This window comes from Pseudomonas sp. HN8-3 (assembly GCF_020790195.1).
Taxonomy (GTDB): domain Bacteria; phylum Pseudomonadota; class Gammaproteobacteria; order Pseudomonadales; family Pseudomonadaceae; genus Aquipseudomonas; species Aquipseudomonas synxantha_A.
This window is the reverse complement of the sequence record NZ_CP086206.1, coordinates 5,229,030-5,243,195: the sequence shown is the minus strand read 5'-3', so window position 1 is coordinate 5,243,195 and position 14,166 is coordinate 5,229,030. Positions and strand designations below refer to the sequence as shown.

11 protein-coding genes are annotated in these 14,166 nt (G+C 62.6%); 6 read left to right on the top strand and 5 right to left on the bottom strand.

Annotated features, from left to right (window positions below; all coding sequences use genetic code 11):
* Positions 1–22: 22 nt before the first annotated feature.
* Positions 23–820 (bottom strand): hydroxymethylpyrimidine/phosphomethylpyrimidine kinase, encoded by a 798-nt coding sequence (locus LJX92_RS23290; protein WP_216092149.1) that lies wholly within the window; start codon positions 818–820, stop codon positions 23–25.
* Between the two features lie 275 nt (positions 821–1,095).
* Between LJX92_RS23290 and LJX92_RS23285 the strand changes: the two genes are divergently transcribed.
* The 4 genes from LJX92_RS23285 to LJX92_RS23270 all read left to right on the top strand — a co-directional run bounded on the left by LJX92_RS23285 (position 1,096) and on the right by LJX92_RS23270 (position 7,474).
* Entirely contained in the window at positions 1,096–3,495 is a 2,400-nt protein-coding gene (locus tag LJX92_RS23285; protein WP_228309014.1) for a hybrid sensor histidine kinase/response regulator, read from the top strand.
* Between the two features lie 68 nt (positions 3,496–3,563).
* Positions 3,564–5,222, top strand: a complete 1,659-nt coding sequence (locus LJX92_RS23280; protein WP_228309013.1) for an acyl-CoA dehydrogenase family protein — start codon at positions 3,564–3,566, stop codon at positions 5,220–5,222.
* Between the two features lie 75 nt (positions 5,223–5,297).
* The gene (amn, locus tag LJX92_RS23275; RefSeq protein ID WP_164699529.1) at positions 5,298–6,770 is read left to right on the top strand and encodes an AMP nucleosidase; all 1,473 of its coding nucleotides are present in this window, start codon (positions 5,298–5,300) and stop codon (positions 6,768–6,770) included.
* A 71-nt stretch (positions 6,771–6,841) separates the two neighbouring features.
* Positions 6,842–7,474 (top strand): pseudouridine synthase, encoded by a 633-nt coding sequence (locus LJX92_RS23270; RefSeq protein WP_005791693.1) that lies wholly within the window; start codon positions 6,842–6,844, stop codon positions 7,472–7,474.
* Here LJX92_RS23270 and LJX92_RS23265 read toward each other — a convergent pair.
* Both LJX92_RS23265 and LJX92_RS23260 read right to left on the bottom strand, forming a co-directional pair.
* Positions 7,469–7,678, bottom strand: a complete 210-nt coding sequence (locus tag LJX92_RS23265; RefSeq protein ID WP_025999909.1) for a DUF2788 domain-containing protein — start codon at positions 7,676–7,678, stop codon at positions 7,469–7,471. The two genes, LJX92_RS23270 and LJX92_RS23265, sit on opposite strands and share 6 nt — an antisense overlap.
* A gap of 193 nt (positions 7,679–7,871) precedes the next feature.
* Complete coding sequence (locus LJX92_RS23260) at positions 7,872–8,351, bottom strand: Lrp/AsnC family transcriptional regulator (RefSeq protein WP_003194418.1); 480 nt, start codon at positions 8,349–8,351, stop codon at positions 7,872–7,874.
* A gap of 416 nt (positions 8,352–8,767) precedes the next feature.
* On the opposite strand from LJX92_RS23260, the gene LJX92_RS23255 reads away from it, so the two are divergent.
* Entirely contained in the window at positions 8,768–9,724 is a 957-nt protein-coding gene (locus LJX92_RS23255) for a DUF6515 family protein (protein ID WP_032879324.1), read from the top strand.
* On the opposite strand, the gene LJX92_RS23250 is transcribed toward LJX92_RS23255, so the two are convergent.
* Positions 9,721–10,614: a cation diffusion facilitator family transporter gene (locus LJX92_RS23250; RefSeq protein WP_228309012.1), complete on the bottom strand. Its 894-nt coding sequence runs from the start codon at positions 10,612–10,614 to the stop codon at positions 9,721–9,723. The two genes, LJX92_RS23255 and LJX92_RS23250, sit on opposite strands and share 4 nt — an antisense overlap.
* Positions 10,615–10,623: 9 nt before the next feature.
* Complete coding sequence (locus tag LJX92_RS23245) at positions 10,624–11,043, bottom strand: hypothetical protein (RefSeq protein WP_005791686.1); 420 nt, start codon at positions 11,041–11,043, stop codon at positions 10,624–10,626.
* A 590-nt stretch (positions 11,044–11,633) separates the two neighbouring features.
* Between LJX92_RS23245 and hrpB the strand changes: the two genes are divergently transcribed.
* Positions 11,634–14,144, top strand: a complete 2,511-nt coding sequence (gene hrpB, locus LJX92_RS23240) for an ATP-dependent helicase HrpB (protein WP_032879328.1) — start codon at positions 11,634–11,636, stop codon at positions 14,142–14,144.
* Positions 14,145–14,166 lie beyond the last annotated feature (22 nt).

The window sequence follows — 14,166 nt, the reverse complement described above, 5'->3', positions numbered from 1 at the left end:
CCTTGCTGTGACGAGCGATAAGTTACGAGCAGAAATCCAGCGGCAGCCGGCGCGGCACGAACTGGCCATGGCCCAGTTGCTCGGCGTCACGCAGGGTGCGCCAGGTGTAGTTGAGGGCCGATTGCACCGCGCTGGTCAAACCTTCGCCCTGGGCGATGCGCCCGGCGAGGGCGCTGGCCAAGGTGCAGCCCGAACCGTGATAACTGCCAGGCAAGCGCTGGCAGGTAAAGGTATGGCGCGTGCCGTCGCGGCTGTACAGGCGGTTGTGCACTTCATGTTCGTCGCCATGGCCGCCGGTGATCAGCAGGTGCTTGATGTACGGCAACAGTTTCTCGGCGCACTCGTCGGCAGTGCCGTCTGGCAGTTCGGCCAGGATGCGCGCTTCCGGCAGGTTGGGCGTGGCGATCAGCGACAAGGGCAACAGCCGCTCGCGCATCGCATAGCCGACCTCGTCCTTGCCCAGGCTACCGCCGCCGCCGGCGCGCAGCACTGGGTCGCAGACCACCGGCAGATGCGGGTGCGCCTGCAGCAGTTCAACCACCGTATCGACCATGGCGGTGGAACCGAGCATGCCCAGTTTGACGGCTGCGACTTCGGAGTCGCCGAGCACGGCATTGGCCTGGGCCATCACCCACTCACGGTCGAGCACGCGGAAGTCGCTGACATTGACGGTGTTCTGCACGGTCAACGCTGTGACGGCCGGGGCCGCGTGACAGCCCTGGGCGAGCAGGGCTTCGATATCTGCCTGCAAGCCGGCGCCACCACTGGGATCGTGGCCGGAGAGACAGAGGACAACAGGGCGAGAGCTGTAGATATTCATGGTGCGCGAGCTTACCACCAAACGCTTTTTGCGTGGCCGTCTGACGATGGTTGAAGTGTGAGCGCTGGAACAGCGCTTTTCTGGCGATTGAAACAGCATGAAAGTCCTCTGAAGACCTTGATGTAGAGCCTTTCAAAAAAATAGTTCAATGGTGTCCAATGGCCTTTAATGGCTATGCTAAAGTGCATTCAAACAACTTACTGTATCGCCGGTGTACGTCTTCTCAAAAGGATGGGGGGCTTTTGACATAACCGGACAGGCCACGCTGGGGCTCTATGCGCTATTTGCTGATCTTTATATTGTGCGGGCTACCCTTGCTCGCCGGCGCCGTCGAGTTCAACCAGGACACGCGAAGCCTGCCGCTGGGCCAGGTCATGCAAGTGCTCGAAGATCCAACCGATGCCCTCACCATTGCCGATGTCAGTTCCCCCACCTACGCCGCCCAGTTCAAGACCCATGACAAAGCCACCCTCAACGCCGGCTATTCGCGCTCGGTGTTCTGGCTCAAGGTCAACCTGCATTACAGCGCAACAGATCCTCGTGCACCGCGCACCTGGTTTCTGGAGTTGGCTTATCCGCCGCTCAATCGCCTGGACCTGTATCAGAGCGACGGCACCGGTCACTACCGCCTGACCGCCCGCACCGGCAGTGCATTACCGTTTTCCAGCCGTGAGGTGAGCCAGAGCAATTACCTGTTCAAGCTCAATTTTGCGCCCGATCAGCAGCAGACCCTGTACCTGCGCTTGCAAAGCCAGGGCTCGATCCAGGCGCCGCTGACCCTGTGGGCGGGCACGGCGTACCTGGAAGAACAACCGCTGCGCTTGTATGTACTCGGGGCTATTTATGGTGTGCTGCTGGGCATGCTGATCTACAACCTGTTCATTTACCTCAGCGTGCGCGACACCAGCTACCTCTATTACATCCTCTATATTGCATCGTTCGGCTTGTACCAGCTGTCGGTCAATGGCGTCGCGGTGCAGTACTTCTGGCCGAACAACCCGTGGTGGGCGAATGCGGCGGTGCCGTTCCTGATCGGATCGGCGGCATTGTTCGGCAGCCTGTTCGCTCGCAGCTTCCTGCACACCGTGCAGCACAGCCGCTGGATCGACCGGATCCTGCTGGCGCTGGCAGCCTGCGGCGGCGTGGTGATGGCGCTGGCGCTGTTGACCAGCTACGCCGTGGCCCTGCGCCTGGCCACCGGCCTGGCGCTGGTGTTCACCGTGACCATCTTTGTCGCCGCGATCAAGGCCTGGTACTGCGGGCAGCGCATGGCGCGCTACTTCATCATCGCCTGGTCGGCGTTCCTGCTGGGCGGAGTGGTCAATACGCTGATGGTGCTGGGCTACCTGCCCAACGTGTTCCTGACCATGTACGCCAGCCAGCTCGGCTCGGCCATTGAAGTGGCGCTGCTGTCCCTGGCCCTGGCCGACCGCATCAACGGTATGCGCGAACAGCAGGCGCAAATCCTCCTCGACGCCAGCCAGAAGCTCGAAGCGCTCAACCAGCAACTGGCCCGCAGTAATCGCCTCAAAGACGAGTTCCTCGCCACCCTGACCCACGAACTGCGCACGCCGATGAATGGGGTGATTGGTTCCCTGGAATTGATGCAGACCGTGCCGTTGGGCGAGGACCTGGCGCAGTACCAGCAAACCGCCGCGGGCTCGGCGCGGGACATGATGCGCATGGTCAACGGTATCCTCACCCTGACCGAGTTGCAGGCCGGTCGGATGGTGGCCCAGCCGCAAGCGTTCAGCCTGCGCGGTGTGCTCGACACCTTGCGCCAGCAGTTCACCCCCAGCGCGCAGAGCAAGGGCCTGGCGTTTTCCATTGATGTTGCCGATGAGTTGCCGGACCGGGTGATTGGCGATGCCGACAAACTGCTCCAATGCCTGGATTGCCTGCTGGACAATGCATTCAAATTTACCCAACTCGGCGCTGTGCGCTTGCGCGTGGTCGGGGTGCCCGAAGGGGAGGGTGCATTGCACCTGAGCTTTATTGTGACCGACACCGGTATCGGCTTCGCCTTTCTCGATGAAGCCACGCTGTACCAGCGCTTCTTCCAGCTTGATGGCTCGATGACTCGCGAATACGGCGGCCTGGGCATTGGTTTGGCGATTTGCCGGCAGTTGATCGAGCTGTTGGGTGGGCGCCTGACCCATCATTCGGAGCCGCGCAAGGGCAGCCGTTTTCAGTTGGAGGTGGACGTCAGCGTGGTGCCTGCGCAACCCAAGCCGAGCGGGCAAGCGCAGCCCAGGCAGCGTGCGCCCCAGGATTGCACTGTGTTGTTGGTGGACGACAACAGCGTCGGCCAGTTGGCGGTGCGTGGCATGTTGCTCAAACTCGGCTACCGGGTGAAAACCGTAGATAACGGCCCGGCGGCACTCGCGGCATTACAAGGCAATCGCTTCGATGCGGTGCTGCTCGACGTACCTGAGGGCGGCTTCTCATTGTGCTGTCAGATTCGTGCACTGCCCGACTGTGGTGAGTTGCCGGTGATCGCCTTGAGTAGCTCAAGTGATGGACCAGTGCGTGAACGCTGCCATGGCATCGGCATGACTGATCGCCTGGCTAAACCGGTGCGGTTCGAAGCCTTGCAAGGGGTGCTGGAGCGCCGCGTGTTGCGCTTGGGTGAGGGCGAAAGCGCCGGGCATTCGGCGGGTATGCCACTGTTTTAAGCGTGAGGTCGGTGCTTAACTGAATTCAAGGCCCCTCTTTCACGTGGCCTTTTTCCAGGAGGCCCGTCATGAACCTGCATCAGTTTGCCGAAACCCACGACGTCACCAATCAGCCACCGACCCTGGACGGCACCAACCTGTATCGCATCGACTTGCCCCTGCAGCAATGGTCGCGTCGCTTTGGCGCCGGCTGGGCCGAATCGCGTATCGATGCCTACGGCGCGCTGGCCGGAGGGCCGTTGATGGCAGCCGGGTTCCTGGCCAACCAGAACAAACCGGTGTTCAGCAGCCATGACCGTTATGGTCATCGCATTGACCTGGTGGAGTTTCATCCGGCTTATCACGAACTGATGCGCACTGCTGTTGAGCATGGCCTGCCGTCGCTGCCCTGGGCTCACCCGCAGCCCGGCGCCCATGTGGCCCGTGCGGCAATGACCTACCTGCACAGCCAGGCCGAGGCCGGCACCGGTTGCCCGCTGACCATGACCTTCGCCTGCGTTCCGGCCTTGCGCCTGCAACCGGACCTGGCAGATCGCTGGTTGCCGAAAATCCTTTCGACCCAATATGACCCACGCAACGTCGGCATTGCCCACAAAGCCGGCGCCACCATCGGCATGGCCATGACCGAGAAGCAGGGCGGCACCGACGTGCGGGCCAACACCACACGCGCTTATCCGGTGGGCGCGGGTGGGTCCGGCCAGGCCTATGAGCTGGTGGGCCACAAGTGGTTCTGCTCGGCACCGATGTGCGACGGCTTCCTGACCCTGGCCCAGACCGACAAGGGCCTGACCTGTTTCCTGCTGCCCCGGCACCGCCCGGATGACACGCGCAACGAGTTCTATATCCAGCGCTTGAAGAACAAACTCGGCAACTGCTCCAACGCGTCCAGCGAAGTAGAGTTTCGCGGCGCCCTGGCCTGGATGGTCGGTGAAGAGGGCCGGGGTGTGCCGACCATCATCGAAATGGTCGCCATGACCCGCTTCGATTGCATGGTCGGCTCCAGCGCCTTGATGCGCCAGGCGTTGACCCAGGCCAGTCATCACTGCGCGCACCGCCTGGTCGGTGGCCGCGTGCTCAACCAGCAGCCGCTGATGCAGAACGTCCTGGCCGACCTGGCATTGGAGAGCGAAGCGGCCCTTGCCTTGAGCCTGCGCATGGGGCGCGCCCTGGATCATCTTGAAGATGAACAGGAAGCCAAGTTCGCTCGGCTGGTCACGGCGGTGGGCAAGTATTGGATCTGCAAGCGAGCGCCCGCGATGATCAACGAAGCCGCCGAATGCATGGGCGGCGCCGGGTATGTGGAAGACAGCATCCTGCCGCGTCTTTACCGTGAGGCGCCGGTGAACTCGACATGGGAAGGTTCCGGCAATGTGCAATGCCTGGACGTACTCCGCGCGTTGTCCAAAGAGCCGGGCGTGCTGGAGGTGCTGTTTGTGGAGTTGGGAGACGGTCATGGTGACAAGCAACTGGCGCGGCATATCGAGCAGTTGAAGTTGGCGTTTATGGACACCCAGGACATTCAGTACCGTGCGCGGCAGTTGACTGAGGATATTGCCGTGGCGTTGCAGGCCAAGTTATTGCTGGAAGCAGGAAATGTGGCGGTCAGCGACGGGTTTATCGCCAGCCGGTTGGGCGAATCGTCGGGGCGGGTATATGGCACCTTGCCGCGTGGGGTGGATGTAGAAGCCATAGTCGCGCGCTCAACCCCGCCATCTCCCATATTTTAAGGTGCATTCCAATCCGGCTGTTTCGGTGAGGCCGGGATACAGGCAAGATAAAGGCCTGCAAGTCCAGAACACAGGATGCTTACCGTGACCGAAGCTTTTGTTGTCGTTAAAACCGCCGAAGAAGCCGTGGACCGGCTGGCGGCTCTGCATGAGCAAGCCACCGGCGCGCTCAATCAAGCCCTCAAGCAATACCTCAAGGACCGCGTCGAGCCCGACGCCGCACAACGCGCACTGTTTCGCTACCCGGAACTGCGCCTGACCTACCACTGCCATGGCGAAGTCCCACAGACCACCCGTGCATATGCCAAGGTGCAACTGCCGGGTACCTACAGCGTCACCGTGACCCACCCCGCCGCGTTTCGTAAGTATCTGCTGGAGCAACTGGTGCCGCTGATGCACGACTTCACCGTCACGGTGGAAGTAGGCGTCAGCCAGCAGAACATTCCGTACCCGTACGTGGTGGAGCAGGGCGACGAACTGGCCGGCTCCGGCGTGACCGCCGCGACCCTGGCCCGCGTATTCCCCAGTACCGACCTGTCCGCCGCCACCGACGGCATTGCCGATGGCCTCTACGACTGGGAAAACACCGACCCGCTGCCCCTGGCATTGTTCGACGCGGCGCGCGTGGACTTTTCCCTGCGCCGCCTGGTGCATTACACCGGCAGCGATTGGCGCCATGTACAGCCGTGGATCCTGCTGACCAACTACCACCGCTACGTTGACCAGTTCATCCTGCACGGCCTGGAACAACTGCGCAGCGACCCGCGTTTTATCCGCATGGTGCTGCCGGGCAACGTGGTCATCGACAAGAGCATGGACCACGGCGAAGCCTCGGCGATCGCCGCCGGCGTGGTCTGGCATCGCTACCAGATGCCGGCGTATCACCTGCAAGCCAGTGACGGCCACGGCGTGACCCTGGTGAACATCGGCGTGGGCCCGTCCAACGCCAAGAACATCACCGACCACCTGGCCGTGTTGCGCCCGCATTGCTGGCTGATGATCGGCCACTGCGGCGGCCTGCGCCAATCCCAGACCATCGGCGACTACGTACTGGCCCACGCCTATATGCGCCGTGACGGGATTCTTGACCGCGTGGTACCGCCGAACATCCCGATCCCGGCCCTGGCCGAGGTGCAGTTGGCGCTCCAGCAAGCGGCGGCCCACGTCACTGGCGAAAAAGGCGAAGAGCTGAAAAAACGCCTGCGCACCGGTACCGTGCTGACCTATGACGACCGTAACTGGGAATTGCGCTGGGCCCAGGAACGGCCGCTGATCAACCTGTCCCGCGCCGTGGCCGTGGACATGGAAAGCGGCACCATCGCCGCCCAGGGTTACCGTTTGCGCGTGCCTTACGGCACCTTGTTATGCGTATCCGACAAACCCTTGCACAGCGAGATCAAGCTGCCGGGTTCGGCCAACGCGTTCTACGAGCGTGCGGTCAGCCAGCACTTGAAGATCGGCATCGAGGCGGTCGACCTGTTGCGCACCGAACTCAACTCGTTGCACTCGCGCAAACTGCGCAGCTTCGACGAGCCGCCGTTCCGCTAAGCGGTTGGGATGGTCATTTGGCGGTCAGGCCACTAGCATTGTCGGTCCTGACCGTTAGATGTTCCTTTGCCATGTCCCGTCCTACCCGTCCCGATTCGCGCCGCCCAGGCGTGAAACCTTCGCAGCCTGTTCGGCGTGTCGCCAAGGCGCCACCGGCCGAGCCGAAGCTGATCCTGTTCAATAAGCCGTTCGACGTGTTGACCCAGTTCAGCGACGAAGGCGGTCGCGCGACCCTCAAGGATTTCATCGACATTCCCGGTATTTACCCGGCCGGGCGCCTGGACCGTGACAGCGAAGGCTTGCTGCTGTTGACCAATGATGGCCAGCTTCAGGCGCGCATCGCCGACCCCAAGCACAAGCTGGCGAAAACCTACTGGGTGCAGGTGGAAGGCGAGCCGACCGAAGAACAACTGCAACGCCTGCGCGATGGCGTCGAGCTGAACGACGGCATGACCTTGCCTGCCGAGGCCCGTCAGTTGGATGAGCCGGCATTATGGCCGCGCAACCCGCCGGTACGTTTTCGTAAAAGCGTGCCCACCCATTGGCTGGAATTGGTGATTCGGGAAGGGCGCAACCGTCAGGTACGGCGCATGACCGCAGCGGTGGGCCTGCCGACGCTGCGCCTGGTGCGCGTGCGCATTGGTGACTGGTCTATCGACGGCCTGGATCAAGGCCAATGGAAAGCAGTACCGGCGCGCCTATAAAGCGCCGGACTCGATCAAGCCGATCACCACGCTCTTGATGATGAACGCGGCCACGCCCAGGCCCAGCACGAAAAACAGAATGAATGAGCCAAAGCGCCCGGCCTTGGATTTCTTCGCCAGGTCCCAGACGATAAAGCCCATGAAAATGATGAGGATAGTGACCAGGCCGGTCATCATCCATTCTTCAAACAGGGCGGGGTCGATGTTGTTCATGGGGCTCTTCCAGCAAGACAAGCGAGCAGTATACGGCAGCGTTACAGACGCAACATTGACCTGAGTCGAAGCACAATCCAAATGTGGGAGGGGGCTTGCTCCCGATGACTGAGTGTCAGTTATTTATCAACTGACCTACCGCTATCGGGAGCAAGCCCCCTCCCACATTTGAATCTCTGTGTTCTCAGGTGCGCAGGTGGGTCAGCGGCAGTTCGGTGCTGTTGAGTACCTGGTTGAGCACAAAGCTGGAACGCACGCTGGTCACCCCTTCGATGCGGGTCAGATGGCCCAGCAGCAGTTTCTGGTAATGGTCCATATCCGGCACCACCACCTTCAACTGGTAGTCCGCATCCATCCCGGTCACCAAACTGCATTCCAGCACTTGCGGCAAGGTGCGAATGGCGGCTTCAAAATTCTCGAAACGCTCCGGCGTGTGCCGGTCCATGCCGATCAATACGTAGGCTGTAAGGCTAAGGCCGAGCATCTTGCGATCCAGCAGGGCGACCTGGCGGGCGATATAGCCGTCGTCTTCCAATTGCTTGACCCGGCGCGAGCAGGGCGAAGGCGACAGGCCGATGCGTTCGGCCAGCTCCTGGTTGGAGATCCTCGCGTCGCGCTGCAATTCCGCCAAAATACTCAGGTCGTATCGGTCAAGCTTGCTCATTGGGTTGGCCTTTGTCGTAACTATTGCGGTGAATTATCCATGAAGGGTTAAAAATTGCGCAAGCACTGTTTATTGACGCAATCTTCGCAATCATCTGTCCGCCCGGCACGCCTATGATTACCAACAGAATCACCGCCTGGACAACAGTCCACAGCAGCGCGCCCAATCAGGCCCGCTGCGGCCGCCGCCCCAGCAGGGTTGAGCCGGCCTCCAGGCTGCACACTGTCCACAAGACGGCGTGAGGTGAGCCAACGTCAAAAGCGTTGAGCACGGACGAAATTCTCAAGGGGTGGCCGACGGGTCACCCCTTTTCTTTTGCCTTGAGAAAATAGTGCCCACGACTGATAACCTGCGTGAGAACCGGGTGAGGCTTTTCCAGTCTCATGTGTAGGCCCTAATCCGCAGTGAGGAAAAGCATGAAGCGCATCTGGCGTATGGCAGGTGTTGGTTTGCTGGTGGCAAGCGTCGGCACGCAGGTAATGGCCGACGAGCGCGATAACTCACCGGGCCCGGGTCAACGGCCTGAGCACAATCAGCCACGTCCACAAAACCCGCAGGATGATCGCGGCGGCCAGCACGAGGGTGGCCAATGGCAAGGTCGCCCGCAAGGTCATGAGCCAGGGCGACCTGCACCGCAACCTTCCAATAACCTGCCGATCCAGGGCCGGCCCGATACGGTGCGCCAGACTCAGGAACCGCGCCAGGGTTATTACCGTGATATCCCCAGGCGCCCCGATGACAATCGGCATTGGGAGGCTGGCGGCCCCGGTTCGCGTCCGGGTAACGATCGCCCCGGTGATAACCGCTGGCCAGGCCGCCCCGACGGGCATGGCAACGGCTGGGGTCCGGGCCCGCAACATCGCCCTGGTTATGTCATCGACCGTTTTCCCGACCGCAATTACCGCGTGCCTTACCGTGGCCAGGACTACTTTTTCTCCGGCGGCTACTGGTATCGCCCCCAAGGCCCACGCTACGTGGTGGTGACGCCACCCTATGGCATCCGTGTGCATTACCTGCCGGACTATGCGCGTGAAGTATGGGTAGGGGGCTCGCTGTTGTTCCTTGCCGCTGGCGCGTACTACGCCTATGAGCAAAGCACCCAGCAATACGTGGTGGTGCAGCCTCCTGCGCAAGTGCCATCACCCCAGCCGGCGCCGCAAGGCAACGGCTATGACGTAGTGGCCTACCCTGCCAACGGCCAATCGCCGGCGCAGGTGCAGCAGGACGGCTACGACTGTTATCGCTGGGCGGTGCAGCAAAGCGGCTTCGACCCGCGCACCGTCACCTACGCCCCGGACCCGGCGGTGGTGCAAACCTACCGCCAGGCCCAGGGCAACTGCCTGGGCAGTCGTGGGTATCAGGTGCAGTACTAGGTTTTGTTGCCGGTGACCACTTCCAGCGGGTCGGCGTGCACCAATACTTCGGCTTTCGGGTATTCCCGGTGAATGGCGTCGGCGGCCTGGTCGCTGATGCCGTGAGCCACCGACAGCGTCAATTCCCCCGGCAACTCCAGGTGCAGCTGCACAAACCAGTGGTTGCCGGAAACCCGCGTACGCAAGTCGTGGGCCCCCAGCACGCCGGGTACGCCCCGAGCCAGTTCCAGCATGTGCTGGCTGACATCTGACGGTAACTCTTCGTCCATCAACACCGCAAAGCTTTCGCGGGCGATCTGGATCGCACTCCACAGAATATAGGCGGCGATACCCAGGCCAAACCAGGCATCGACCTGATGAAAGCCAAAACCGGCCAACACCAGCGCAATCAGGATGCTGCCGTTGAGCAGCAAGTCCGAGCGGTAGTGCAGCGAGTCGGCGCGCACCGCGTTGGAGCCGGTCTCGCGCACCACGCGGTGTTGCAGCATCAGCAGGGCCACGGTCAGCGCCAGCGACAGGATAATCACGCCAATGCTCAGCCACGGTGCGCCGACCGGCTCCGGATGCTTGAGCCGTTCAAAGGCCTGGAGTGCAATCAGCACCGCACTGCCGGCGATAAACAAGGCTTGCGCCATGCCCGCCAGCGACTCCGCCTTGCCATGCCCATAACGGTGATCGTCATCGGCCGGGCGCAAGGCGTAATGCACGGCCAGCAGATTCAACAGCGAGGTCACGCCGTCGAGCAGCGAGTCGGTCAGCCCGGCGAGCATACTCACCGAGCCGCTGAGCCACCAGGCGATGGCCTTGGTGATAATCAGCACACTGGCCACGCCCACCGTGGCGCGGGTGGCCAGGCGCAGAAGCCTGGCGTGTTCGGGACTGCTGGTCATGGGCTGTCCTTACGCGGCGGGCTGCAGGCCCAGGGACGCGAGTTGTTGCACGCTGCCCTTGAACTGGATCAGACGCGGGTCGTCCAGCGGCAAGCTGCGGCCGGTTTCCTTCTCAATGATGCTTTGCAGCTTGGCATTGTCGACCTTGCCGTCGGCGCCGATGGCTTCGTGCAATTTCTCGGGCGCGACCTGGGCGGTCTTGCCGGGTTCGTAGTAGATCGCGCCCGTGGCGAAGTCGACCCCAAACGCGATCAGGCCCGGGATCACGTAGAACAGCAGGCCGACGGCATCGAGCACGGCAATGGCCGGGTCGATCTTGCCGTCGATCTGGCCACGGCGGTCGGGGTAGAAAATCGAGCCGCAGGCGGTGAGTTGGCTCAGCAGGGTGACGGCGAGGACACCGCCGATGACACGGGAAGCGATACGCATGAAAAAGTCTCCTGAACACTATTTAAGGGTGACTATAAGCCAGATCTGCCAAACGCCGATGATCCAATGTGGGAGCCATAAATACATCTCCTGTGGTGTGGCGCTGTAACTGTGGGAGGGGGCTTGCTCCCGATGGCGGCCTCAGGGCCGGCCAGGATGCTGGATCAGACCGAGTACATATCCATTCCTGCGGTAACGGCTGATATTGGTTCCGCTTTTACAGCGGCTCACTTTTGAAAAGAGCGCAAAAGCAAGCAAAACGCTCTTGCCCCACCACTCGGCACCTCGCTCAGGCTCGGTGTGCCCGTAATCCGCCATGGATTTGGGGGGCCGCCGCCACGCGCCATCCATGGCGCGGGGCGGCTCATCCGGCATCCCTGCCGGTTTACCCCCCCAAATCCATGTCGGATTCCGGCCAGCGTGGTTTGACGGGGCGCCTAAGATCAAGAACAAGAGCGGCTCGCTTCGCATCGTGGTTACTGTTGGCTGAGCTCCACGCTGCATTACAGTCCCAAGAGTGGGTGTATTTAAGACCCGCATCGGCACTCGGCAGTTCGCCGTTATACTCGCCGCTCTGCTTTGGAGCCAGTATGAATTCGTTGCCGATCGATGATGTTTTACCCGCCCTGCGTGACGCCTTGGCGCATCGCCATGAAGCCGTGCTGGAAGCGCCGCCTGGCGCCGGTAAAACCACCCGCGTGCCGTTGGCCTTGTTGCATGAGCCGTGGCTCGCCGGGCAAACCATCCTGATGCTCGAACCCCGGCGCCTGGCCGCACGGGCCGCCGCCGAAAGACTGGCCAGCGAGCTGGGCGAAAAGGTCGGTGAGACCGTGGGCTACCGCATTCGCCTGGACAGCAAAGTCGGCCCCAACACGCGTATCGAGGTGGTGACGGAAGGCATCCTCACTCGCCGCCTGCAGGACGACCCGGCATTGGATGGCGTGGGCCTGTTGATCTTCGACGAATTCCACGAGCGCAGCCTCGACGCCGACCTGGCGCTGGCCCTGAGCCTTAACGGGCGCGAGCTGTTTCGCGACGACCAGCCGCTGAAGATCCTGCTGATGTCCGCCACTCTCGAAGGCGAGCGCCTGGCGGGCTTGCTGGATGACGCGCCGATTCTGCGCAGTGAAGGGCGCATGTTCCCGGTGCAGATGCGCTGGGGCCGGCCGTACCAGGCCGGGGAGTTTATCGAGCCGCGCGTGGTGCAAACCGTCCTCGAAGCCCTGCATGACGAGACCGGCAGCGTGCTCGTGTTTTTGCCGGGGCAAGCGGAGATTCGCCGGGTCAACCAGCAACTGGCCGAGGCCTTGGGTGATCGCCCGGATGTGCTGTTATGCCCCCTGCACGGTGAGCTGGACCTCAACGCCCAGCGCGCCGCCATCGACCCGGCGCCGGCCGGCAAGCGCAAAGTGGTGCTGGCCACCAACATCGCCGAGACCAGCCTGACCATCAACGGCGTGCGCGTGGTGATCGACGCCGGGCTGGCGCGGGTGCCACGTTTTGACCCGGGCAGCGGCATGACGCGCCTCGACACCCAGCGCATCTCCCGTGCCAGCGCCACCCAGCGCGCCGGTCGGGCAGGGCGGTTGGAACCGGGGGTGTGTTATCGGTTGTGGTCCGAAGACCAGCATGACGGTTTGGCCGCCTATGGCAGTGCGGAAATTCTCGCCGCCGACCTGGCCGGGCTGGCCTTGCAACTGGCGCGTTGGGGCGTGACGCCCAGCCAGTTGGTTTGGCTGGACATCCCACCGACTGCCGCCTATGCCCAGGCTCAGGAGCTGTTGCAACGCCTGGGTGCATTGAACGAAGCAACCCTCACCGCCCATGGCCAGAAGATGGCCGAGCTGCCGGCCCACCCGCGTATTGCCCATCTGTTATTGCGTGGCCAGGACCTGGGGCTGGCTGCCATGGCCTGTGACGTGGCAGCCCTGTTGGGCGAGCGCGATATCCTGCGCGGCGGCGGTGCCGACTTGCACAGCCGCCTGGCGCTGATGGCCGGTGAAGAACGCGCACGCGGCACTCAGGGTGGCGTGCAGCGCGCCAAGCAGTTGGCACGGCAATACCGTGGCTACCTGCGCGGCAAGGCGACCCAGCCGGTGGACAATCCCGACCACCCGCGCTGGCTCGGCGCCTTGCTGGCACTGGCCTACCCGGACCGCGTCGCCCAGCAACGTCGCCCCGGTGGCGCTGAATATCGCCTGGCCAATGGTCGCGCGGCGCTGTTTGCCGAAGCCGACAGCCTGATGAAACAACCCTGGCTGGTGATCGCCGACCTGGGCAGTCGCCAGGGCCAGCGCGAAGAACGCATCTACCTGGCGGCGGATTTTGATCCGGCGTTGTTCGACACCGTGCTGGCCGAGCAAGTGCGCAATGTCGACCAACTCGACTGGGACGAACGCGAAGGCGTCTTGCGTGCCGAGCGCCAACGCAAAGTCGGTGAACTGGTACTCAGCCGCGAACCGCTGACCGGCCTCGACGAATCCGCCCGCAGCCAGGCGTTGGTCAACCTCGTGCGCCGCAAAGGCTTGGAACTGCTGCCCTGGACTCCGGAACTGCGTCAGTGGCAAGCCCGTGTGATGCTGTTGCGCCAACTCGACGCCGGCAACACCAGCGAGTGGCCCGACATCAGCGACAAGGCGCTACTGGCCAGCCTCGAACACTGGTTGATGCCTTACCTGGGCAAGGTCTCGCGCCTCAGCCATTTCGCCAACCTGGATATTTCCAGCTACCTGCATAACCTGCTGCCCTGGCCATTGCCCCAACGCCTGGAAGAGTTGGCGCCGCAGCATGTGAAAGTGCCGTCGGGATCATCGGTACGCCTGGACTACAGCGAGCAGCCGCCGATTCTGGCGGTGCGCTTGCAGGAATTGTTCGGGCTGGCAGACACCCCGCGTATCGCCGGCGGGCGCCTGGCCGTGAAGTTGCACCTGCTGTCCCCGGCGCGGCGGCCGGTGCAGGTCACGCAGGATCTGGCGAACTTCTGGCGCAGTACCTACGCCGAGGTGAAGAAGGATTTGAAGGGGCGGTATCCGAAGCATTACTGGCCGGATGATCCGTTGGTGGCCGAAGCCACAGCACGGGCAAAACCTCGAGGCACCTGAGCAGTAATGGCAGCGCGCCATT